This window comes from Streptomyces sp. NPDC046876, from assembly GCF_040645035.1.
Taxonomy (GTDB): Bacteria; Actinomycetota; Actinomycetes; order Streptomycetales; family Streptomycetaceae; genus Streptomyces.
This window is the reverse complement of the sequence record NZ_JBEYXK010000003.1, coordinates 16,949-40,783: the sequence shown is the minus strand read 5'-3', so window position 1 is coordinate 40,783 and position 23,835 is coordinate 16,949. Positions and strand designations below refer to the sequence as shown.

Here is a 23,835-nt window from a genome sequence, read left to right as displayed (position 1 = left end):
CGGTGTCCCGTGCGGGGCGTCGAAGCGCCCCGCACGGGACCCGCTGACGGCTGTTGCACGCCGACGTTGATCAGGGCAGCGTCGCGGGCGTCAGGCGGAACGACGACGGCGTCGGCCGACTGCGTACAGCGCCCCGCCGACCGTCACGGCCGCGACGGCGAGCCCGCCCACGGTCAGTGCGGTGGATCCGGTGCTCGCCAGGCTGCCGCCCGTACCGCCGTTCGGGGCCGGGGTGTTGCCGGCGCCCGACGTGGTGCCCGCGGAGGCCGAAGGCGACGGCGTGGCCGAGGCGGAGGCGGACGCCGACGGGCTGGGCTGCGGACTTTCGGCCGGCGTCACGGTGATGGTGAGCTTGGCCGCGTTGTTGCCGAGGTCACGGTCGATATCGGCGATCTTGAGCTCGCCGGGACCGCGCTCCGTCTTGTACCGGTACTCGCCCAGGTACGTGCCCGGCTTGACCCACGGCTCGATCTTGAAGATTCCCTTCACCGAGCCGCCGGTCCCGCCGAACACCCGGCGCCCCTCCGGGCCCAGCCGGCCGCCGACGAAGCTGATGCCCGGCGGCAGCACGAACTCGGTCTCCGCCACCTTGGCGTCGAGGGCCGTGGCAGCGACCGAACCGGTGCCCTTGATCTCCCAGCCCGGGTTGAGCAGCACCTGGCCGCCGGCCGGGCCGCTGCCGGCGGCCCCGTGCACGGTGAAGTCGGGCTGGTTGGCAGGGTTTTCGACCGCCACCTCGTGGCCCCAGCCACGCCACTCCTTGAACGGCTCGGACGGCACGACCTTGATGGCGGCAGCGGTCCCCTTGACCCCGCCCTGTTCCGGCTTGTAGATCGGCCTGCCGCCCGGGGTCCAGGAGACGTAGAACAGGTCCCGCCACAGCTCCGGGGTCGCGGTGACGTTCAGCCCCGTGTCGATCCGGTAGTACTTGCCCGGCTCGAAGGTGCCCGTGAAGCTGCAGAACAGCCTTTCGTCACGGTAATCCCGCACCGGGTCGAGTTTGAAGTGCTCGCAGTTCGACGGCCGCTCCTGAGGATTCAGCTCCAGGCCCGGCGGCAGGGCGACGCCCAACTCCGCCCCTTCGACAGGCTTGTCGCCGACGACCTTGAAACCGAGGCGGAGGCTCTGCTTCTGGCCGTTCCCGACCGTGGTGTCGAGAAGCTCCTCGGAGGTGACGAGCCCCTCGTACGCGTCCGGCGAGCCATTCGGCCCGCTCTGGCTCTGCTTCGCGGCCGCACTGTCCGGGATCGCCGGTGTCGGCGACGGCGCTGCCTGCGCAACAGCCGCAGCGCCCAACACCAGCCCGCTCGCGGCCAGCGCCGCCCCGATCCGCTGCGCCGCCGTGCCGCACGTTCGGTTCAACCTCATCAAGATGGGTCCCCCTCATGTCATACGGGTCAGGCGCTCGAACACACCCGACCCCAGTACGACCAACCCCGACCCCGACCGGTTGCCCTGGAAGATCGAAAAAAACAGCAGCATCCGGTTGCGAAGCGCCGTTCTGACCCGACGCCGGGGCGTTCGCCTGGCACGGCTCACCACACACCACCTCTGTCAGGTGGACCGTGGAGGATCTCCACGACGTCCGCGATCGCATCGGTGGAGAACATCATCGCGCGCAGGACGGCCTTCTCGGCCTGGAGGTCGTGGGGCTGCTCCTGCTCGATGTCGTCCTCGGCCATGTACTCCCCCTGTGTGCTCCGCCTCTGTCAGGCGCCCCGGGCCAGGTTAGCCAGCGCGGCCGGGCCGGCACGGGGTGTCAGGCGGTCGACCCCGCGGTCGCAGTGGCGGACCGGTCGGTGGCGGAGAGCCCGGTGCGCGAGGCGTCGGCGGTCCGGCTCGCTCGGGACGAGCAGAGGGCGCCGGGGATATGGCGGCGCGCGGCGACCGCCCGGCGGCGCATTGAGTTCGAGATCCCCGTGGAGAAAATGGACCGGCTCAACGAGCTGACGCAGAGGCGCAGCTGGGTGGAGATCTTCGGAGGGCCGAGCTGATGCTCCGTAACCATCAGGAACTCGACGTGACCGTCGTCGCGGTGGCCCCGGTGGGCGCCAAGGTCGAGGTCGACGGGGCCGAGGGCCTCTTCGGCTTCATCGACCAGGTGAAGCACCCCTCGTGGTGGGACGCCGGCGTCGCCCCGCCCCGGGTCGGCGACCGACTGCACGTGTGCGTGCTGGACGCCACGCGGGAACCGTTCCCCCGCTTGAGCGCCCTCCAGGACGACATCGCCATCGCGCGCCGCCTGCGCGGGGACGCCTGAGGTCCGGCGAACCGTCGGACACCTGCCGGGTGGCGGCACGCGGGCCCGGCCCCCCCGGTACCCGCCGGGCGCCCGGCGCGGCGCCCGGCGGGTACCGCCGTCAGTGCAGGATCCGTGTCAGGAACCCCTCCAGCCCCTGGACGAGCCGGGCGATCCGCTCGTCCGGGTCGAGCGTCTCGTCCATCTGGCCCATCGGGGCCGCGATCTTCTTGCGGGCGTAGGCGGAACAGGCCAGGTTCCGGCAGGCGTACAGCCCCACCGAGTTCCCCAGCCGGCCCTCCTTGCCACCCTTGAGGGCGGAGAAGAGGGCCGTCCCGCCGACAGGGTGCGAGGTGAAGCACAGCCCGCAGATGGACTTCCGGCGGAAGTCCGCGGTCCGGCGGGTGGCCCGCAGCTCCACGCCGACCGGCCCGTCCGGCCGCTGCGCCACGAGGTAGGCGCGGCTGAGGTCGCGGCCGTCCGTCCACGCGTAGAAGTCGCGGTCCTCCCAGTCCACTTCGTCGAGGACCGGGACGGCCAGGGCCCGCGACCGGCTCTTCGACATGTTCACGAACGCCCGGCGTATCTCGTTCTGCGTGACGGGCTTCACCGGTTCCCCCCAGCCGTACGGGCCGTGCGGGCGCGGCGGACGATCCGGGGACCGTCGGCGGCGGAGTCCGCCACCGGGGCGGCGGCGCCCGCTTCGACCGCGCGCGCCAGCGCCGCGACGGTCGGCTCCCGGAAGAACTGCTGGATCGGCAGGGCCACCCCGAACCGCGAACGGATCGCGTTCACGGCCCGGACCACCAGCAGCGAGTGGCCGCCCAGGGCGAAGAAGCTCTCGTCCCGGCCGACCCGCCCGACGCCGAGCAGCTCCTCCCATATCGCGGCCACGGCCCGCTCCGTCTCCGACTCCGGAGCGGTGCAGGGGCGTTCCGCCGCCCGGATGTCCGGGCTCGGCAGCGCCTTCCGGTCCAGCTTGCCGTTCGGCGTCATCGGCAGCGCGTCCAGCATGCAGAACGCCGCGGGCACCATGTGCCCGGGCAGGACGGCCGCCGCGTGCCCGCGCAGCAGCTCATGCGCCCCGGCCGCCCGCGAACCCGCCGCGGGGACGGCGTACGCGACCAGCGCGAGCCCCGCCGACGGCAGGTCGACCGCCAGGACGCGGACCTGCTCGACCGCCGGGTGGGCCGAGAGCACGGCCTCGATCTCGCCGAGCTCGATGCGGAACCCGCGGATCTTCACCTGGTCGTCGGTGCGGCCGATGAAGTCCAGCGTGCCGTCCCGCTGCCACCGCACCAGGTCCCCGGTGCGGTACATGCGCGCCCCCGGCTCCCCGTACGGGCAGGCCACGAAGCGCTCCGCGGTCAGCGCCGCGCGCCGCAGGTAGCCGCGGGCCAGACCGGCGCCCGCAAGGTAGAGCTCGCCGGCGACCCCCGCGGGGACCGGGTTCAGGTCGCCGTCCAGGACGTATGCGCGGATGTTGTCCATCGGGCGGCCGATCGGCGGATTCCGGTCGTAGCTGCCCGTGCAGTCCATGACGGTGACGGCCACGGTGCTCTCGGTCGGGCCGTAGCTGTTGATGAACCGGCGGTCCTCGGTGGCCCAGGCGGCGACCAGGCCGGCCGGGCAGGCCTCGCCGCCCACCGACATGATCCGCAGGCAGGACAGCCGGTCCGGGTCCAGCAGCGGCAGCAGAGCGGGGGGCAGGTCGGCGATCGTGACCCCGGCCTCCCGGATGAAGTCCGTCAGCAGCTCCGGGTCCCGGCGCTGGTCGGCGTCGGCGACCGCCAGGGTGGCCCCGGCCAGCAGCGTGCAGAAGATCTCCAGTACGGAGACGTCGAAGGTGGGCGTCCCGAAGTGCAGGACGGTGTCGGCGGCGGTCAGCTCGTAGTACTCGTTGGTGGTCTGCAGGAAGTTGACCACCGAACGGTGCTCCACCACCACGCCCTTGGGGCGTCCGGTGGAACCCGAGGTGTAGATGACGTACGCCGGGTGGCCGGGGGTCAGCGGCCGCACGCGGTCCGCGTCCACCGGGTTCGCGGACCCTGCCGCGTCACCGGCCGGCTCCGCCCCGTCCAGCATCGCGGCGACGTCCGCGGCGGTGAGGACGACCGCCGGAGCGGCGTCCTCCAGCACGGCGGCGGTCCGCGCCTGCGGGTGCGTGGGGTCCACCGGCAGATAGGCCGCGCCGGCCTTCAGCACCCCGAGCATCGCCGCGACCATCTCGGCCGACCGCGGCAGCACCAGTGCCACCAGGTCCTCCGGTCCGGCGCCCCGGGCGATCAGCCGCCGGGCGATCCGGTTGGCCCGCGCGTTCAGCTCCGCATAGCTCAGCACCAGCGATCCGGTACGCAGCGCCACGGCCTGCGGGGAGGCTGCCGCCCGCTCCTCGAACCGCCGGACCACGGTGTCCGGTTCCACCGGGCGCCGGGCGCCGTTCCAGCCGGTGAGCAAGAGCTCCCGCTCCTGCGGCCCGAGCAGGCCGACGGCGGCCGTCCGCTGGTCCAGGTCCTCGCCGAAGGCGTCCAGCATGCGCACCAGCCGGGCCGCGAAGGACTGCGCGGTCTCCCGGTCGAAGAGGTCCTCGCTGTACTCGACGTAGCACTCCATGCCGGCGGGCGCGCCGTCCTCGGCACGGCTCTCGGTCAGGTCGAAGTGCAGGTCGAACTGGGCGGCGTCGATCTCGACCGGCAGCGCCGAGGCGGCCACCCCCGGCAGGTCCGGCAGGTCCTCCGTGGTGTTGTGGAGGGCCAGCATCACCTGGAACAGCGGGTGCCGGGCCATGGAGCGGGCAGGGTTGAGCACCTCCACCAGCCGCTCGAAGGGCACGTCCTGGTTCTCGTACGCCGCGAGGTCGGCGGTGCGGACGCGGTGCAGCAGCTCGCGCGCCGTGGGATCGCCCGAGGTGTCCGTGCGCAGCGCCAGCGTGTTGACGAAGAAGCCGACGAGTTCGTCCAGGGCCTGGTCGGTGCGGCCCGCGATCGGCGTGCCGATCACGATGTCGGTGCTGCCGCCCAGCCGGGTGAGCAGCGCCGCCAGCGCGGCCTGTACGACCATGAACAGGCTGGAGTCGGTCTGCTCGGCGACCTCCAGCAGCCGCCGGTGCAGCGGCGCCGGCACCCGGAACGGTGCCATCCCGCCCCGGTGGGAGGAGACGGGCGGGCGCGGCCGGTCGACCGGCAGCACGGTTTCCTCCGCCACCCCGTCCAGGACCCGTCGCCAGTGGGCCAGCTGCCGGGAGACGGTGCTGTCCGGGTCGTCCTCGTCGCCGAGCAGCTCCCGGTGCCACAGCGCGTAGTCCGCGTACTGCACCGGGAGTTCCGGCCAGGTGTACGCGGAGCCGCCCAGCCGGGCGGCGTACGCGGCCGACAGGTCCCGCCACAGCGGCCCCATCGACCAGCCGTCGCCGGCGATGTGGTGGACGACCAGCACGAACACGTACGCGTCGCGGCCGGTGGCGAACAGGTGGGCCCGGACCGGCAGGTCGGCGGTGACGTCGAAACCCTCGGCGGCCGCGCGGGCCACGGCGGCGGCCACGTCCGCCTCGGCGACCTCCTCCGTGCGCAGGACCGGTCGGCCGTCCGCCGCGTCCAGCACCCGCTGGCGCGGTCCCTGCGGGGAGTCCGGGTAGACCGTGCGCAGGATCTCGTGCCGGGCGGTGAGGTCGCCGAGGGCGGCCTCCAGCGCCGGGACGTCCAGGGCACCGGACAGGCGTATCGCGGAGGGCATGTTGTACGCGGCCCGCCGGCCCTCGAACCGGTTGAGGAACCACAGCCGGCGCTGCCCGGAGGACAGCGGGACGGCCTCGGGGCGCGCGGCCCGGACCAGCGGCTTGCGCACCGCCTCCCCGCCCGCGCCGGCCAGCGCCTCGGCGACGGCCGCCACGGTCGGCGTCTCGAAGACGGTGCGGATGGGAAGTTCGGCGCCGAGTTCGGAGCGGATCCGGCTGATCAGCCGGGTGGCCAGCAGGGAGTGGCCGCCGAACGCGAAGAAGTTGTCGTCGATGCTGTCCCAGGGCCGGTCCAGCACCTCCCCGAACAGCCCGCACAGCGCGCGCTCCAGAGCGGTGCGCGGGGCCCGGCCGGTCAGTTCGGCGTCGAGCGCCGGAGCGGGCAGGGCCCTGCGGTCCAGCTTGCCGTTCGGGGACAGCGGGAAGGCGTCCACGGCCACGAACGCCGTCGGCACCATGGCCTTGAGCAGGAACTCCTCCGCGTGCCGGCGCAGCTCCTCCGGGTCCCAGCCGTGCTCGGCGGCCGGCACGGCGTAGGCGACCAGGTACTTCCCGCCGGGCCGGTCGTCCCGGGCCACGACCGCCACCTGGGCGACCGAGGGGTGCCGGGAGAGCACCGACTCGATCTCGCCCGGCTCGATCCGGATGCCCCGGATCTTCACCTGGTGGTCGGCGCGCCCCAGGAACTCCAGCTCGCCGCCGGGCAGTCGGCGGGCGAGGTCGCCGGAGCGGTAGACACGGGTGCCGGGCGGGCCGTACGGGTCGGCGACGAACCGCTCGGCGGTGAGGCCGGGGCGGTCGGCGTAGCCGCGCGCGACACCCTCGCCGCCGATGTAGATCTCGCCGGCGACGCCTGCGGGCACCGGGCGCAGCCGCTCGTCCAGGAGGTAGACGCGGGTGTTGGCGATGGGGCCGCCGATGGGGGCGGCGTCCGGCCAGCCGGCGCTGTCGCCGGTCAGCGAGTGCACGGTCGCCCCGTGGGCCTCGGCCGGGCCGTACAGGTTGTGCAGGCGGTGCGCGGGGTCCGCGTGGCGTGCCCGGGTCCGGCCGGTCAGGGTGAGCGCCTCACCGGCCTGCTGGACGTCGGTCAGGCAGGGCAGGGCCAGGCCCAGCTCGTCCGCCGCCTCGTACACCGCGTCGATGACCGGCGCGGGCGCGTACAGCTCGTTCACCCGGTGGCGGTCGAGCCAGCTGGCGAGCTGTTCGGCGCTGCGCCGGGTGTCCTCCGTGGGCACGACCAGGGTCTTGCCCGAGATGAGGCTGGCGAGGATCTCCTGCACCGACACGTCGAAGCCGACCGACGTGAACTGGGCCGTCCGCGTGCCCTTCATGCCCTGCATGGTGTCCCGCTGCCACAGCACCAGGTTCCGCGGCCCCGCGGCGGGCATCAGCACGCCCTTGGGGCGGCCGGTCGAGCCCGAGGTGTAGATGACGTACGCCGTGTGCAGGTCGTGCAGGGGAGCACTGCGGTCGGCGTCGGTGGGGTTCTCCGCGGACCGCGCCGCGACCTCGGAGGCCGTCGCGGCGTCGTCGAGCAGGAGGGTGGTGAGGCCGTCCGGAACCAGCTCCGCGGTCCGCGAGTGCGCCAGGACCAGGGCGGGAGCGGCGTCTTCCAGCAGGTAGGTGATGCGGTCCCGCGGGTAGTCGGGGTCGACGGGGACGTAGGCGGCGCCGCTCTTGAACACCGCGAGCAGCCCGACGACCATGTCCGGCGACCGGGGGACCAGCAGGGCGACCGAGCGCTCCGGTCCGGCGCCGCGTGCGATCAGGGAGCGGGCCAGCCGGTTGGCGCGGGCGTTCAGCTCCGCGTACGTCAGCGTCTCGTCCTCGAAGAGGACGGCCGGGGCGTCGGGCGTCCGCCCGACCTGCGCCTCGACCAGCTCCGGGAGCGTGTACGGGGAGACAGGCGCCCCGGTGGCGTTCCAGCCGGCCAGCTCCTGCTCGCGTTCCGCCGGCGAGAGCACGTCGACGTCGTCCACCCGGGTGTCCGGCTCGGTCAGCACGGCCCGCAGCACGGCCAGGTAGTGGCCGGTCATCCGCTCGATGCGGTCCGCGTCGTAGAGGTCCCTGCTGTAGACGAAACGGCAGACCGTGCCCTCCGCCTTCGCCTCGAAGTGTACTTCGAGGTCGAACCGGGTGACGTCCTCCTCCACCTCCAGGACGCGGGTGGCCAGACCGGGGGCGGCGGGCTCCTCTGCCAGGTCGAGGTAGTTGCACAGCACCTGGAAGAGCGGGTTCAGCCCGAGGTCCCGGTCGGGGGCGAGCTCCTCCACCACGCGGGCGAACGGCGCCTCCTGGTTCGCGTGCGCGGCGAGCACCGTCTCCTGGGTGGCGCGCAGCACGTCGCCGAGGGTCGCGTCGCCGGACACCCGGCAGCGCAGGGCCACGGTGTTCACGAAGAACCCCATGACGCCCTCGAACTCGGGGCGGGTCCGGTTGGCGACCGGAGCGCCGACGATGACGTCCTCCTCCCGCGTGTAGCGGTGGAGCAGTGCGTTGAACGCGGTGAGGAGCACGGCGAACGGGGACAGCCCGTCGCGGCGGCACAGGTCCCGCAGACGCTCCTCCAGGTCCGCGGGCAGGGCGGCCAGGACGGTGCCGCCGGCGAAGGTGGGCCGCGCCGGGCGAGGCCGGTCGGCGGGCAGGCGGGGGGTCGGCAGTTCGCCCGCGAGCCGTTCGAGCCAGTGGTCGAGCTGGCGGCGCAGGTCGCCGTCGGCCAGCGAGCCGCGCTCCCAGGCCGCGTAGTCGGCGTAGTGGAGCGGCAGGGCGGGCAGGGCGGCGGGGGTGCCGCAGGCGTGGCCCTCGTAGAGCTGCCATAGTTCGCGGGCGAAGACGCCCTCGGACCAGCCGTCGGTGACCGTGTGGTGGAAGTTGATGAAGAGGTAGTGCCGGGTGGTGGCCGTACGGTAGACGGCGGCCCGGACCAGCGGGCCCTGCGTGAGAGAGAACGGAATCCGGGCCGCCGCGCCGATCTCGCGCAGGACCTCGTCCTCCGCCGCCTGTTCCGTCGGGGCGCTCACCTCGGTGCACGGGACGTCGAGCGGGAGCCGGTCGGCGATGCGCAGGACCAGCTCGCCGTCCTCTTCGGCGAAGGAGGAGCGCAGCACCTCGTGCCGGTCGACGAGGTCCTGGAGCGCGGCGCGCAGCGCGGGGACCCGGAGGTCGCCGTCGATGCGGACGGCGAACGGGACGCTGTACGCGGCGCTGCTGCCGTGCAGCCGGTCGAGGAACCACAGCCGCTGCTGGGCGCTGGAGGCCGGGAGCAGCCCGTCGCGGGGGACCGGGCGGACGGCGTCCGGGGCGAACAGCTCCTTCTTGTTGTCCAGCAGCATGCCGAGCAGCTCGGCCTGCAGGTCCCGGGCGGTGGTGTCGGTGGTGGCGGTGGTGGCGTCCGCGGGGGTGGCCGTGGGGGTGTCCGTGGTGTCCCGGACGAGGTCGTGGGGAGTCATGTCAGCGGGTCCGGTCCTCGGTGAGTACGTCGCGGACGATGGAGACGGCCTTGTCGATGTCCGCCGCGGACACGCCGTTGTGCGTCACGGCCCGCAGCCTGCCGTGCCCCAGCTCGGCCAGGGAGAGCCCGCGGTAGCCCGCGGCCTCGACGAACGTCTGCCAGGTGAAGCGCGGGTCGGTGACCCGGAACATCACGATGTTGGTCTGCACGGCGGCGGGGTCGGTCTCGATCCCGTCGATCCCGGCCAGGCCCTCGGCCAGCCGGCGGGCGTGGGCGTGGTCCTCCTCCAGCCGGTCCAGGCCGTCCAGGGCGACGAGTCCGGCGGCCGCGATGATGCCGGCCTGCCGCATGCCGCCGCCGAGCATCTTGCGGGCGCGGCGGACCTCGGTGATGAAGTCCTCGCTGCCGGCCACCATCGAGCCGATGGGTGCGCCGAGGCCCTTGGAGAGGCAGAACTGCACGGAGTCGGCGTACTGGGCGATCTCCGCGGCCGGGATCCCGAGGGCGGCGGCCGCGTTGAACAGCCGGGCGCCGTCCAGGTGCAGGGCGACGTCGTTCTCGTGCGCGAACTCCCAGACCTCCTTCATGTAGCTCTGCGGGAGCACCACGCCGCCGCAGCGGTTCTGCGTGTTCTCCAGGCAGATCAGGGAGGGGAGGGCGAACTGCTCGTCCTCGGGGTCGTCGGGGAATCCGGCGCGCAGGTCGGACAGCAGGAGCCGGCCGTCGGGCTGGTTGGGGATGCGCTCGTACATCACGCCCCCGCAGACGGTCGCGCCGGCGGCCTCGTAGATGTAGATGTCGCTCTCGGCGCCGACGAGCATCTTCGAGCCGCGGGGCGCGTGCACCAGGATGGAGGCCAGGTTGGCCATGGTGCCGCTCGGCATCAGACAGGCGGCCTGCTTGCCCAGCAGGTCGGCGGAGCGCTCCTCCAGCAGGCGGACGGTCGGGTCCTCGCCGTAGACGTCGTCGCCCAGTGGGGCGTCGTTCATCGCGCGCATCATCGCCGGAGTGGGCAGGGTGAAGGTGTCGCTGCGCAGTTCGATCATGGTCACTGTTGTTCTTCCCCTACTTCGCGGACGCGTCGGCGTCCAGTCGGACGGTGATGTGCTGCCGGGCCGCATCGAGGGCGCCCGCGACCTGCGCGGCGTCGTCGCCGCGGACGATGACGTGGCCGAGCCGGTCGTACGCGTTCTGCGGCGGGCGTACGGGCCGGCCGGCGGCCGCGGTCACGGTCACCCGCTCGACCCCCTCGGCCGCCAGCGCCTCGTCGGTGCCGTCGACGGACACGAGCGTGCCGGGCCGGTCGGCGAGCAGGAACCGGATCCCGGCGTGGCCGGACCGGCGGGCGGCGAGGTCCACCGGGAGTCCCGCGGCGGCCCGGACCTGCTGCTCCAGCAGGTCCGATCCGGTGGCGAGCCTGATCAGTTCGGGGATCATGCCGCCGGCCAGCCGCGGGTTGATCTCGATGACGGCCGGGCCCCGCGCGGTGAGCTTGACCTCGGTGTGCGTCGGCCCGAAGCGCATGCCGGTCGCCTTCAGCGCCCGGGTGACCGCGTCCTCCAGCGCGGCCCGCTCCGCCTCCGGGAGCGGCGCCGGGAAGTCGTGCCCCGACTCCACGAAGTACGGGATCCCGGTGAGGTGCTTGGCGGTGACGCCGACGCACGTGGCCTCGTCGCCGTCGCTGAACATCTCGACGCTGTACTCGGGCGCGTCGAGGTACTCCTCGACGAGCACGGTGCGGGCCGTGGGCAGCCCGCGGACATTGGTCTCGACGGCCAGGATGCGGGCGGCGTGCACGGCGGCCTCGGCAGCCGTGGAGCACAGCAGCACGTCGTTGGAGCCCGAGTCGTCGGCGGGCTTGACGACACAGGGCAGGCCCACCGAGGCGACGGCCTCCTCGGTGCGGGCGGCGTCCGTCACCACCGCGAAGCGGGGCTGGGCGACCCCCGCCGCCTCCAGCGTCCGCCGCAGCTCGGCCTTGTTGCGGCAGCGGTTCGCCGCAGCCTCGTCGTTGCCCGGCAGGCCCAGCCAGTCGGCCAGCCCGGCCACCGCGGGCACGTAGAAGTCGCTGGTGGTGGTGATGCCGGCGATCTCCTCCCGCCGGAACCGCTCCTGGATGGTGCGGCGCAGGGAGGGGACGTCGTTGGTGTCGCACACCACGATCCGGCAGCCGGTCTCCGCGGCGCCGGCGTACCGGTCCGGGTTGCTCGTCAGCAGGACCGCGGTCAGGCCGAGCGCCCCCGCGGTGCGCAGCGCCTGGACGCCGGTGCCACTGGTGTTCGCCTCGACGAACAGCAGGTGGCGGGGGTTGGCAGGCCGGCCGCCGAGGTCGGCGGAGGACCAGGAGCGGACGGGGGTGCCGTAGTCCACCCGGACCGGGGCGTCGGAGCAGGCGAGCTCCTCCAGCCGGTGCGCCGCCCAGTGCCCGTCGCTGTAGACGGTCTCGGTGTAGCGGTCGCCGCGGTCGGGGAAGATGCCGACGATCCGGCTGCCCGGCTCGGCCGTGCGAGCCAGGTGGCGCAGCACCCGGTAGACGGAGCCGGAGGTGTTCCCGGCGAAGATCTGCTGCTCCCGGGCCAGTTCGCGGGTGGCGGCGAACGCCTCGCGGTCGTTCAGCCAGTGGATCTCGTCGATCGCGGTGCGGTCCAGGTTGTTCGGGTGGAGGCTGTTGCCGAGGCCGCTCTGCAGCCGGCCGGGCACGTCCGGCTGGTCGAACAGCGTGCTGCCCACCGAGTCCACTCCGACGACCCGCAGCCCGGGCAGGCTTCGCCGCAGGGCGCGGCCGGTGCCGCACAGCGAGCCGCCGCTGCCGACCGCGCCGACCAGGACGTCGAGCGGGCCGAGGTCGTGCAGCAGCTCCGCGGCGAGCACCCGGTAGGCGCCGGGGTTGTCGGGGTTGCTGTACTGCTGCGGCCAGAAGGCGCCCGGCAGCTCGCGCATCAGCTCGGCCAGCCGGTCGAGCCGCGCCCCCTGCCAGCCGCCGTCCGTCATCGCGGCGACCACGTGGACCTCGCAGCCCAGGGCGCGCAGCTTCGCCAGCGTGGTCGGATCCGTCCGCGGGTCGGTGACGATGTGCACCGGGTGCCCGAGCGAGCGCCCGACCAGGGCGACGCCGAGCGCCATCGTGCCCGAGGAGCTCTCCACGATCGGCGCGCCGGGCCGCAGCACGCCCAGCCGGCGGGCCTCGGAGACGATGTTCCGGGCCACCCGGTCCTTCATGCCGAAGGCGTTGGCGAGTTCGAGCTTCGCGTACACCCGGGTGCCCTCCGAGGCGGGCACGTCCAGCCGGACCAGCGGTGTGTTGCCGACCGCGTCGTTCATCGATTCGAAGATCATGTTCATGCCCCCCAGGCAGATTCGGTGCTCGCCTCGCGAGCCGGCGCGGTGGTGTCCCGTACCGTCACTTCCATGGAGCTGGCGCTCCAGACGTCTCCGCGGCCCAGCGACCGGTGCACCGTCGTCGTCCCCGGCAGCGCGGCGCACGCCGCCAGTGCCGACCCGACCTTGACGGCCAGCTCCGGGTCGTCGGCGGCGTAGAGGATGCCGAGCACCGTGCCGCTGTGGGCACAGGCCACCCCCAGCCCGCCGGTCTCCGCGCAGATCCGCTGGAGTTCGGGCAGGCTCCGGCGCGACCGGGCGGCCGCGTTCAGCTCCGCGCTGCGGGTCGCGACCCGGCCCACCGCCGTCAGGTCGCCGGCCCGGACGGCCGCGCACAGCTCGTCCAGCAGGACGGCGTACTCCGTCTTCTCCGCCTCGCCGACCCGGCGGGACTGCCGGTTGTGCGCGATGGTGTCGACCTGGCCGCCCTCGTCGTACCCGACGATCACCAGCGGCGGCAGCATGCCCAGCTCCTCGCGGAGTTCGGCCTCACGGTGGTGGTAGGCGACGATCTGGTCGTACATCACCCCGTCCGTCGGCTCGATCTTCCGCATGAAGGACTCGATCTCCGCCGCCCCGAAGGTCGTGCCCACCGCCGCGCCCACCGCGCGCACCGTGGCCACCAGGTCCGCCGACGAGCTCGCCATGCCCTTGCCCTCGGGCAGTTCGCTGCTCAGCTCCAGCGAGCCGCCCCCGGTCCGCCCGGCCGCGGCCAGCGCCAGCCCGGCGATCCGCACCGCCTTGCGCTTGTGCGGCGGCCAGACGGTGAAGCCCTCCCGGCCGGGGGAGTGGCGGAAGACCGCCCGGCTCCACCCCGCGACCGGGAACGTCACCATGAAGTGCCGGTCTCCCTCCGGCAGGACACCCTGGAGCAGCTCGCCGAACGTGCCGAACGCCGTACCGGTGCCGCAGATGTCGATCTCAGCCGCCATGGGGCTCGCGTGCGCTTCCATCCCCGTCCTCCCCCGTCGTGCGGGCGGTCGCCGCCCGCTTGGCCCACTCCTGTACGAGCCGCTCGTGCTCCTCCTGCTGCGCCCCGAGCGCCGTCCGCACCGCGTCCGGGTGCGCCGACCCGCTGGACCGCATCCGGCGCAGCGCCTGGCCGACGTCGAAGGCGTCGCCCAGCGTGGCCGCAGGGTCGGCCAGTTCGTGGCCCTCCTCCAGCGCGGCCCGGCGCAGCAGCTCCGGGTCGCCCTCGGCGGGCTTCCGGCCCGCGGCGACCGCCGCCACGATGTACCGGCCGGCGATCACCTGCGCCCGCCGCCACGGAACCTCCTCGCGCAGCGTCAGCGAGTTGGCGAGGGCGAAGCCGCCCAGGAACTCCCGCTCGCACACCTCGGCCATCCGGTCGGTCCGGAAGGACAGGTGCCGCAGTACCTCGGTGAACAGCCGCATGGTGCTGCGCAGCGCCTCGAACGCCTGGTAGACGTGCGCCCCCGCCTCCTTGGAAACCTCCACGGTGTTGGAGTACGGCGTGTTGCGCTGGCCCAGCGTCACGTCGATGTGGAAGGACGACAGGTGCGAGCTGCGGCCCCGGATGCGCTCCAGGATCGGGAAGTTCTTCTTCTGCGGCATCGCCGAGGAGATGCCGGACAGCTCGTCGGGCAGGTCGATGAACCCGTACTCGCTGCTGCCCCAGGCGAGCAGGTCCGTTGCGAACCGGCTCAGCGCCACGCCGAGGACCCCGAACTCGGCGGTGATCTCCAGGGCCCAGCCGCGCGAGGCCACCGACATGAGCGCGTTCGGCTGGGCCCGCCGGAAGCCGAGCAGCGCGGCCATCCGGTCCCGGTCCCAGGGGAGTTCCTGGCCGGACATGGCGCCCGCGCCCAGCGGGCAGGCGTCGATGCCGTCGTACGTGGCCAGCAGGCGGCGCAGCGTGTGCTGCACGTGCTCGGAGACCGCCGCCAGGTAGAAGCCCGGCGTGATGATCTGGGCGGCCTGGTGGTGGGTGTAGCCGGGCATCGGCAGGTCCACCGTGGCCGCGGCCAGCTCCCGCGCGGCGGCCTGGAAGTCCAGCAGGGAGCGCGCCGCTCCGATCAGCCGGTTGCGGGCGAACATCAGCTGGGCGCACGCCTGGAGGTCGTTGCGGCTGCGGTCCAGGTGCCATGCGGGCACCGGCGCGGACAGGCCGCTCTCCACGTGGCGTTCCAGCGCGAAGGCGATGTCCGACATGTTGGCCTGCTGCTGCCCCGTGATGACCTCGCGGGTGGCGCCGGAGAGCAGGCCGTCCAGTTCCGCTGCCTGCTCGGGGGAGATCAGCCGCATCCGCGCGTACTCGGCGACGAGCGTCCGCTCGATCTGCACGTAGTACGGGAGCAGGTGCTCGGCCTCGTAGGCGAACTGCGGGTCGAGCAGCTCGTCCCGGAGGAGGGCGCTGGGGCCGCTGGATATGCGGCCCGTGAGCGTGTTCTTCATGTTGTACCGCCTCACACCGCTACGGGTTCGGCGTCGGGGATCTCCCGCACCGACCGGACACCGGACAGAAGGATCACGACACCGGAGAGCAGGACGCCGATCGCGCCGAGCACCAGGGTCTGCTGGGTGCCGAGGGCACCGCCGAGGAAGCCGCCGGCCAGGGCGCCGACCGGGGTCACGCCCATCACGGCCATCCGGATGGTCGCGTTCATCCGGCCCTGGAGATGGTCCGGCGTGACCGCGGACCGCAGGCTGCGCTGGTTGACGTTGTAGATGATGATCATGGCCGAGTCGACGAAGTGCATGACCACGATGAGCAGCGACGCCTCCGTCTTCGGCAGCTGCGTGGCCAGCGGGATCAGCAGCGCCGCGAGACCGGCGATGCCCAGGGAGACCACCATCGCCCGCCCGACGCCCAGCAGCCGGCTCGCCCGCTCGGCAACCAGGGCGCCGACCAGTGCGCCGGCCCCGGCCGAGGCGAAGATCAAGCCGATGTAGAAGGGATCCACGCCCAGCGTGCGGGTGACGAAGATGAGGAACACCGGCTCGATCACCAGCGTGAAGAGGTTGAAGACGAGGGTGGCGCTCACCAGCGTCCGCACCACCGGGTTCCGCAGCACCGGCTGCGCGCCCTCGGCGATCTCCCGCCACAGGTTCGGCTTCACCGCCGCCCCGCCGTCCGCCTCCGGGGCGGCGGGTGCGGGCTTGGCCTCACGGTGCCGGATCAGCGCCGTGAAGACGCCGGAGACCAGGTACGTGACCGAGTTGACGATCACCGCGAAGGGCGCGGAGATCATCTGGAGCAGGCCGCCTCCCATCGCGTTGCCCGCGATGTCGGCCGCCGAGCTGCTCAGCTCCAGCTTGCTGTTGCCCTCGACCAGGTCCTTGCGGTCGATCAGCAGCGGCAGGTACGAGGCGCTGCCGATGTCCGAGACCACCGTGCAGGCGCCGACGGCCAGCGACACCGCGAGCAGCATCGGGAAGGAGAGGAAGCCGCCCGCCCAGCCCACGGGCAGGAGCAGCAGCAGCGCCGCCCGCACCAGGTCGGTGAGGATCAGGATGGGCCGCTTGGCGCTGCGGTCCAGCCACACCCCGGCGAACAGGCTGATGAACAGGTACGGCAGGCCCTCCGCCGCCACCAGGACGCCCATCTCGAACGGCGTGGCCTCCAGGGAGACGGCGGCGATCAGCGGAAGTGCCACGGCGGTGACCTTGGAGCCGAACAGGGACGCGGTCAGCCCGAGCCACAGGTTGCGGAAGTCGGCGTGCCGCCACAGGGTCGTTCTCCTGTCGGTCACGGTCGGGGCCCTTCCTGGGTGTTGTCTTGCATGTCTCTCGCTATCTCCTGGGCGTGCGCGCCGCGCACGATCCCGTAGTGGTCGGTGTCGAGGTCGCGTACCGTCAGGCCGGATCCGGCCGTCCGCCCCCACGCCTCGGTGAAGCCCGCCCGGATGCCGTCGGCGCTGCGGTAGAGGCGCACCGCTCCGGGGAAGACGGGCGGCCGGTACGCCGCCGCGGCCAGCAGGTTCGCCCGGAACACCGCGTGGTGGCGGGCGAGGTCGTCCGGTTGCGGGGCGCCGCCGGCGTCCCCCCGGTGCAGTTCGTCGCGGATCAGCCGCAGGCCGTCCCGGGTCCCGCCGCTCGCTGCGGCCGAGGCGAGCGCGGCGGCCGTCGCGGGGGACACCCCCTCGCCCCCGGAGGAGGCCAGCAGGTCCTCCAGGAAGTGCAGGAGCACCTCCGCCTCCGTGCCGGGGACGCGGCTGCCTTCGGGGTGGCCGCTGTCCACCAGCGCGAGCAGTTCCACCCGCTCGCCCGCGGCGGTCAGCCGGGCCGCCATCTCGTGCGCCACGAGCCCGCCGAACGACCAGCCGGCCAGGCGGTACGGGCCCGCGGGCCGGACCTCCCGGACGGCGCGCAGGTACGCCTCGGCCATCTCCTCGACCGTCTCCGCGGGCGCGGCCCCGGCTTCGAGCCCGGCCGCGGCGAGCCCGTACACGGGCTGGTCCGCGCCCAGGGCAGCCGCGAGCTCGCGGTAGCACAGCACGCTGCCGCCCGCGGGGTGCACCAGGAAGACCGGGGTGCGGGTGCCGGCGGCCCGAAGGGGCACCGCCGCTCCGGGCCGGGCGGCTTCGGTGCCGCCGCGGACCAGCTCGGCCTGCCGGGCGACCGTCGGGTGCGCCAGCACCGCCGAGACGCCCAGCCGCAGCCCGAACGCCGCGTTGATGCGGGACACGAGCCGCAGCGCCAGCAGCGAGTGACCGCCCGCGGCGAAGAAGTCGTCCTCCACGCCCAGTCCGTCCGCGCCGAGCAGCTCGGTCCAGATCCGCAGCAGCCGCACCTCGTGGGCGTCACGCGGGCCCACGGCCGCGGCGGAGCGGGCGAGCGCCCCCTCCGCCGGCGCCGGCAGCGCCTTGCGGTCCAGCTTGCCGCTGCCGGTCAGCGGCATCACGGCCAGCTCCGTCCACGACGACGGCACCATGTACGCGGGCAGCGCGTCGGCCGCGTACGCCGAGAGCACGGCCGGATCGGCTGCCCCCGCGGCGCCCGGACGCATGACCACGTAGGCGGCCAGCCGGTCCCCGCGCAGCAGCACGGCGCACTCGGCGACGTCCGGGTGGCCCGACAGGACCGCCTCGATCTCCCCGAGCTCGATCCGGAACCCGCGCAGCTTGATCTGCGCGTCGGTGCGGCCCCGGTACTCCAGCGCTCCGTCCGGCAGGTGCCGCACGAGGTCCCCGGTCCGGTAGAGCCGGCGCGTCACCCCGGCGTGGTCGGTGTGCCGGACGAAGGCCCGGTCGGTCAGGTCCGGCCTCCGGTGGTAGCCCTCGGCCAGCTGGACGCCGCCCAGGTACAGCTCGCCCGTCACCCCGCGCGGCACGGGCAGGCCGTGCCGGTCCAGCACGTACAGCGCGGTGTTGGCGACCGGCCGCCCGATGGGGACCACGCCGCTGCCGTCGTCCGTGCACCGCCAGTACGTGACGTCCACGGCCGCCTCGGTGGGCCCGTAGAGGTTGTGCAGCTCCGCGCCGAAGCGGGCCAGGAAGCGCTGCTGGAGGTCGTACGGGAGTGCCTCGCCGCTGCACACCACCCGCGTCAGGCTCGTGCACGCCGCGGCGGTGGGCTCCTCGACGAACGCCTGCAGCATCGACGGCACGAAATGGACCGTGGTGATCCGCTCGGCCTCGATCAGCTCCGCCAGGTACGCCGGGTCGCGGTGGCCGCCCGGAGCGGCGAGCACCAGGACGGCCCCGGTCAGCAGCGGCCAGAAGAACTCCCACACGGAGACGTCGAAGGTGGCCGGGGTCTTCTGCAGTACCGGCTCGCCGGGCCGCAGCCCGTACTCCTCCTGCATCCACAGCAGCCGGTTCACGATGGCCCGGTGGGAGACGACGACACCCTTCGGCGTCCCCGTCGAACCCGAGGTGAAGATCATGTACGCGGCGTCCCCGGGACCGGCGGCCACCGCTGCGGCCTCCGTGCCCGTACCGACGGCCTCGGCCTCCGCCGCGTCCGGGTGCACGGCCACCGTGCCCGGACCGGAGACCTTCGCCTCCCACTCCGGCAGCGTGATCACCAGGGGGATCGCGGCCTCCGCGAGGATCCCGCGCAGCCGCTGCTCCGGGTGGTCCGGGTCGAGCGGGACGTACGCGGCACCCGCCTTCAGCACCGCGAGCAGGCAGACCGGCAGCTCCAGCGAGCGCTCCAGCAGCACCGCCACGAACCCGCCCGGCCGGGCCCCGCGCGCCCGCAGCAGCTCGGCCAGCCGCTCCGCCCGCCGGTCCAGTTCACGGTACGTCAGCGAGCGGCCGCCGAACCGGACGGCCGGGGCGTCGGGCGTGCGCCGGGCCTGCTCCTCGACCAGCACGTGCAGCACGTGCGTCCGGTCGTAGCGCCGGGCCGTGCCGTTCCACGCCCGGAACAGGCGGTGCTCCTCCTCGGACAGCAGGTCGGCGGTCTCGTAGCGGCCCTCCGGGTCGGTGGCCATGGCGGTGAGCGCGGCGGCGTAGTAGCCGTGGAACAGCTCGATCTGCCCGGCGTCGAACCGGGCCGTGTCGTAGCGCAGCCCCAGTCCGAGTCCGCCGTGCACCGCGTCCCGGTAGAACTCCGCCCCGAAGGGGAAGTTGGTGTGCGCGACACCCCGCGAGTCGAGGACCTCCACCTCCGACTGCCCGTCCAGCTGCCGCTCGACGTGGAAGTGGGTGTAGTTGAAGAAGGACTCGAACGGCTCGGACCCACCCGTGCACCGGATGATCTCCGCCAGCGGGTAGCGCCGGTGCCGCAGGATCTCCAGGTCCAGCGCCGCCGTCTCGCGCACCAGGTCGGACCAGCTGCCGCCGCCCAGACGGCCGCGCACCGGCAGCGTGTTCAGGAAGACGCCCAGCGCCAGGTCGCCGTCCGCCTCCTCGCCCCGCCCGTTGTACACGGCCCCGGTCACCGGGTCGTCCGTGCCGGTCAGCAGGCCCATCACCCGCAGGTGCGCCGCGAGGAGCACGGTCCGCAGCGGAACGCCCAGGTCGCGGGCGAGCCCGGAAAGCCCCTCCAGCACCGCATCGGGCAGCGCCCGCTCGGTGAACTCCATGGCCGCGGCCGCCGCGTCCTGCGGCTGCCCGGCGGCCGTGCGGCCCCGGGGCAGCCGGGTGAGGGTGGCACCCTCCAGCTGCCCGGCCCAGAACCGGCGGCTGTCCTCGTCCTCGACCGCCGCCCGCTCCAGCGCCACGTACGAGGAGAAGCGCGACCGCAGCGGAGCCGCGGACGGCGCTTCCCCGCCGGAGAGCGCCCGGCCGTAGCGCAGCAGCAGCTCGGCGTAGAGGGACCGCTCGCTCCAGCCGTCCAGGATCGCGTGGTGCTCGGTGATGTAGAGCTGGACGGTGTCGTCGGGCCGCCGCTGCACGTGGAAGCGGATCAGCGGGGCCGTACGCCAGTCGAAGCGCTCGGCGTTCTCCTGCTCCCAGCGGCGCTCCGCGGCGGCGTCCGCCCCGGCGGGCGTGAGAGCGCTCAGGTCCTCGAAGGTGACCGGCGTCGGGACGTCCGCGTGGACCAGCTGCAGCGGCTCGCGGAAGCCGCTCACGTCGAAGGACGTGCGCAGGATCTCGTGCCGGGCCAGCAGCCCGGCCACGGCGTCCCGCCAGGCGTCCTCGCTGTGCCGGGCCCTGATCCGGTACGTCGACACGTTGTGGTACTCGCTGCCCGCACCCGACAGGTCGCTGTGGAACAGCATGCCCTGCTGGAGCCGGGTCATCGGGTAGGCGTCCTCCAGGCCGTCCGGGAGCTGCGCCCGGTCGGCCGGGTCGAGCAGCGAGAACGGCGGGTGCGCGGCGGCCCCGGCGAGGCCCCCCGCAGCGTCCGTGCCGTCCGCGGCGGTGGCCGCCGCGGCCAGCGCGCGGATCGTCTGGTGGGCCATCAGGTCCTGGAAGCCGATCCGCAGACCGGCCTCGCCGGCCAGGGCCAGCAGCCGGATGCTGCGGATCGAGTCCCCGCCCAGCGCGAAGTAGTTGTCGTCGATCCCCACCCGCTCCACGTCCAGCACGCGGGACCACACCTGCGCCAGCGCCTGCTCCGCGGGCGTGGTCGGCGCCGCGTACGCGCGGCCCGAGCCGGTCCGGGCGACCTGCGGGTCGGGCAGCCGCTTGCGGTCCACCTTGCCGTTCGCTGTCAGCGGGAACTCCGGCAGCACGGTGAACGTCGCCGGGATCATGTGGACGGGCAGCCGGCGGGAGGCGTGCGCCCGCAGCACCTCGCCGTCCAGGGCCCCGGCGTCCGCTCCGGTCCGCGGGGTGACGTAGGCGGCGAGCCGGGCGTGCCCCTCGTCGTCGGTGTGCACCAGCACCACCGACTCGTGGACCAGCCCGTGGTCGACCAGAGCCGCCTCGATCTCGCCCAGCTCGATCCGGAAGCCGCGCAGCTGGATCTGCGCGTCGGTGCGGCCGCAGTACTCCAGGTCCCCGTCGGGCAGCCGGCGGGCCAGGTCGCCGGTGCGGTAGAGCCGCTCGGCCGGGTCCTGCGAGAACGGGTGCCGCACGAACCGCTCGGCCGTCAGCCCGGGCCGGTTCAGGTACCCGTCCGCCAGGCCGGCGCCGCCCACGTACAGCTCGCCCAGCACCCCGGCGGGGACGGGCCGGCCCTGCGCGTCCAGCACGTACAGCTGCAGATCGGGTATCGGCTCGCCGATGACGCTGCCGCTGCCGGCCTCCAGGTCCTTGAGGGTGATCGGTCGGTGGGTGACGTGCACGGTCGTCTCCGTGATGCCGTACATGTTCACCAGCTGCGGGGCGGCGTCCCCGTGCCGGTCGAACCAGCCGCGCAGCGAGGCCGGTTCGAGCGCCTCGCCGCCGAAGACCACGTAGCGCAGGGCGAGCTCCGACGGATCGCCGCCGGCGGCCTCGTCGGCCCGCATCAGCTGGTGGAACGCCGACGGCGTCTGGTTGAGCACGGTGACCCGCTGCTCGCGCAGCAGCCGCAGGAAGGCCGCGGGCTCCCGGCTCGTCTCGTACGGGACGACGACCAGCCGGCCCCCGTACGCGAGGGCACCCCACAGCTCCCAGACGGAGAAGTCGAACGCATAGGAGTGGAACAGGGTCCACACGTCCCCGGGGCCGAAGCCGAACCAGTGGTCGGTGGAGGTGAACAGCCGGCTGATGTTGCGGTGCGGGATCAGCACGCCCTTGGGGCGGCCGGTCGAACCGGAGGTGTAGATGACGTACGCGAGGTCGTCCGGGCCCGCGCCGGCGGCGACCGGCGTGTCCGGGTACGCCTCCAGCACCTCCCGGTCGGCGGTCACGTCGACCACCGCCCCGTCGAAGGCGGCACCCTCCCCGGCCGGACCGGCCCACCAGCGCTGAACCTCCCCGCCGGTGACGATCGTCCGCAGCCCGGAGTCCTCGACCATGAGGCGCAGCCGGTCCACCGGGTACGCCGGGTCCAGCGGCACGTACGCCCCGCCTGCCTTCAGCACCGCGAGCAGCGCCACCACCAGGTCCGCGCACCGCTCCATGCTCAGCCCGACCATCACACCGGGGCCCACGCCGAGCCCGCGCAGGTGGTGCGCGAGCCGGTTGGCCCGGCGGTCCAGGTCGCCGTAGCCGATGCGGAGCGCGCCGTCGACCACCGCCACGGCGTCCGGGGTGCGCGAGGCCCACTCGGCGAACAGCTCGTGCACCGGCCGCAGACGGGAGGCCGGCACCGGGGACGCCGCGGGGGCGGGCGCCAGGAGGGCGCACTCCTCGTCGGACAGCATGCGCAGGGCCGACACCGGGACGTCCGGCTCCGCGACGACGGCCTCGACCAGCTGCGCGTAGTGGCGGGCCAGGCCGTCGACGACGGACGCCTCGAACAGGTCGCTGCGGTACTCGAAGATCCCCGTCACGCCGTCCGCGGTGTCCGCCACGTCCAGGGACAGGTCGAACTTGGCCGTGCCGGAGTCCGTCGGCAGCGGCTCGCCCTCGATCCCGGCGAAGCGCAGCGCCTGGTCGCCCACCTCGTTCATGCCGAACATCACCTGGAAGACGGGCGACGACTCGGCGTCCCGGTCCGGATTCTTCATCCGGACCAGCTCCTCGAACGGCATGTCCTGGTGCTCCTGCGCCTGGAGGACACCGTCCCGCACCCGGAGCAGCAGCTCCCGGAAGGTCGGGTCCCCCGACAGGTCGGTGCGCAGCACCGTCGTGTTGACGAACAGGCCCACCGCGGACGCGAACTCGGCGCGGTGCCGGTTCGCGATCGGCGTGCCCACCAGGACGTCCTCGAGCCCGGTGTAGCGGTTCAGCAGCAGGTCGAAGACCGCCAGCAGACCGTGGAAGAACGTGGCGTCCGCGCCGCCGCACAGCTCCCGCAGCCGCTCCGCCGCCGGCACCGGGAAGGTGAGCGAGGCCCCGCGCCGCTCGGGCACCGCCGCACCGCGCGGCCGGGTCACCGGCAGCCGCATGACCGGCAGGTCACCGGCCAGCCGCTGCTCCCAGTACGCCCGCTGCCGCGCGGCGGCCGGGCTGTCGAGCCACTCCTCCTGCCAGCAGGAGTAGTCCGCGTACTGGAACTCCACCTCCGGCAGCGCAACCCCGGCCCCGGACACCAGGGCCTCGTACACCTCGGACAGCTCGCGGAAGAGGATCTCGCAGGACCAGCCGTCGGAGACGATGTGGTGCATGCCCACCAGCAGCACCGACTCCTCCTCCGCCACGCGCAGCAGCCCGACCCGGAAGAGCGGACCCTGCGCGAGGTCGAACGGCCTCGCCTCCTCCTGCCGGACCCACGCGCGCACGACACCGTCGGTGTCCTGCGGCGCCCGGCCGAACAGGGCGGCCACGGCCGCCACGTCCGTCTCCGCCCACTCGAAGGCGGCCTCCCGGGCGACGAGCTGGAGCAGCTCGCCGTCCTGGACCACGAACCGGGTCCGCAGCGCCTCGTGCCGCTCGACCAGCACGCGCGCCGCCTCGCGCAGCGCCCCGCCGTCCACGGCGCCGCGCAGCCGGTGGAAGAGCGGCATGTGGTAGGTGGGCGCGTCGCCCGCGAGCTGCTGCAGGAAGTACATGCGGTGCTGCGCCCGAGAGGCGCGGAACTCGTAGATCTCCTCTGCGAGTCCCTCTTGGGCTGCGCCGGGCAGTCCGGTGTTCACGAAGTCCCCAT

At 73.7% G+C, this 23,835-nt stretch carries 11 protein-coding genes; 1 reads left to right on the top strand and 10 read right to left on the bottom strand.

Going from position 1 to position 23,835, the window contains the following annotated elements; genetic code table 11:
- Positions 1 to 90: 90 nt before the first annotated feature.
- A complete protein-coding gene (locus ABZ924_RS02840; RefSeq protein ID WP_361903037.1) occupies positions 91 to 1,362 on the bottom strand; it encodes a hypothetical protein in 1,272 nt (423 codons plus the stop codon).
- 173 nt (positions 1,363 to 1,535) lie between these two features.
- Positions 1,536 to 1,682, bottom strand: a complete 147-nt coding sequence (locus ABZ924_RS02835) for a DnaB-like helicase N-terminal domain-containing protein (protein ID WP_361903035.1) — start codon at positions 1,680 to 1,682, stop codon at positions 1,536 to 1,538.
- 311 nt (positions 1,683 to 1,993) lie between these two features.
- Here ABZ924_RS02835 and ABZ924_RS02830 point away from each other — a divergent pair, with 311 nt between their 5' ends.
- Positions 1,994 to 2,260 (top strand): hypothetical protein, encoded by a 267-nt coding sequence (locus ABZ924_RS02830; protein ID WP_361903032.1) that lies wholly within the window; start codon positions 1,994 to 1,996, stop codon positions 2,258 to 2,260.
- Between the two features lie 100 nt (positions 2,261 to 2,360).
- Here ABZ924_RS02830 and ABZ924_RS02825 read toward each other — a convergent pair whose 3' ends face one another.
- From ABZ924_RS02825 to ABZ924_RS02790, 8 genes are read right to left on the bottom strand one after another with little or no spacing between them, the layout of a single operon-like run.
- Positions 2,361 to 2,849 carry an FBP domain-containing protein gene (locus ABZ924_RS02825; RefSeq protein ID WP_361903030.1) on the bottom strand — a complete coding sequence of 163 codons (489 nt, stop codon included), beginning with the start codon at positions 2,847 to 2,849 and terminating at the stop codon, positions 2,361 to 2,363.
- Positions 2,846 to 9,421, bottom strand: coding sequence for an amino acid adenylation domain-containing protein (locus tag ABZ924_RS02820; protein WP_361903027.1), 6,576 nt, complete (start codon positions 9,419 to 9,421; stop codon positions 2,846 to 2,848). The genes ABZ924_RS02825 and ABZ924_RS02820 overlap by 4 nt, the downstream gene beginning before the upstream one ends.
- Before the next feature lies 1 nt (position 9,422).
- Positions 9,423 to 10,469, bottom strand: a complete 1,047-nt coding sequence (locus tag ABZ924_RS02815) for a GntG family PLP-dependent aldolase (protein WP_361903516.1) — start codon at positions 10,467 to 10,469, stop codon at positions 9,423 to 9,425.
- A gap of 19 nt (positions 10,470 to 10,488) precedes the next feature.
- Positions 10,489 to 12,765 carry a pyridoxal-phosphate dependent enzyme gene (locus tag ABZ924_RS02810; RefSeq protein ID WP_361903024.1) on the bottom strand — a complete coding sequence of 759 codons (2,277 nt, stop codon included), beginning with the start codon at positions 12,763 to 12,765 and terminating at the stop codon, positions 10,489 to 10,491.
- Positions 12,762 to 13,733, bottom strand: coding sequence for a kinase (locus ABZ924_RS02805; RefSeq protein WP_361903021.1), 972 nt, complete (start codon positions 13,731 to 13,733; stop codon positions 12,762 to 12,764). Before ABZ924_RS02805 ends, ABZ924_RS02810 begins: the two co-directional genes overlap by 4 nt.
- The gene (locus tag ABZ924_RS02800; RefSeq protein WP_361903018.1) at positions 13,723 to 15,216 is read right to left on the bottom strand and encodes a lyase family protein; all 1,494 of its coding nucleotides are present in this window, start codon (positions 15,214 to 15,216) and stop codon (positions 13,723 to 13,725) included. Before ABZ924_RS02800 ends, ABZ924_RS02805 begins: the two co-directional genes overlap by 11 nt.
- A gap of 11 nt (positions 15,217 to 15,227) precedes the next feature.
- Positions 15,228 to 16,514 carry an MFS transporter gene (locus ABZ924_RS02795; RefSeq protein ID WP_361903015.1) on the bottom strand — a complete coding sequence of 429 codons (1,287 nt, stop codon included), beginning with the start codon at positions 16,512 to 16,514 and terminating at the stop codon, positions 15,228 to 15,230.
- Positions 16,511 to 23,824 carry an amino acid adenylation domain-containing protein gene (locus ABZ924_RS02790; protein ID WP_361903012.1) on the bottom strand — a complete coding sequence of 2,438 codons (7,314 nt, stop codon included), beginning with the start codon at positions 23,822 to 23,824 and terminating at the stop codon, positions 16,511 to 16,513. Before ABZ924_RS02790 ends, ABZ924_RS02795 begins: the two co-directional genes overlap by 4 nt.
- Between the last annotated feature and the right edge of the window lie 11 nt (positions 23,825 to 23,835).